The following is a 230-nucleotide window of genomic DNA, read 5'->3' on the forward strand; positions in this document are numbered from 1 at the left end:
CTGGGCAATAAATAATATTCTGCAAAACCAGATCGTTAACGGAAGCGTAGGAGTGTTTATCGTCAGCATGAATGTAAAAGAGATCGCCACGGGTAATGCGATAAGGGCGATCGTTGAGTACATGCAGACCATTACCGCGCCAGACAATCACCAGCTCACAAAAATCATGTGTATGTTCGGCAAAGACATCTTGCGGATAACGGTCAGCCACAGCGACTGCCTGCTGGTCG

General features: G+C 47.8%; 1 protein-coding gene. It reads right to left on the reverse strand.

What is annotated here, in order from left to right:
* A partial coding sequence (locus R2R70_RS23645; protein WP_410979440.1) for an AraC family ligand binding domain-containing protein occupies positions 1-230 on the reverse strand: 230 nt, incomplete at both ends.

Origin of the sequence: Cobetia sp. SIMBA_158, assembly GCF_046566945.1 — a bacterium.
Taxonomy (GTDB): Bacteria; Pseudomonadota; Gammaproteobacteria; order Pseudomonadales; family Halomonadaceae; genus Cobetia; species Cobetia amphilecti.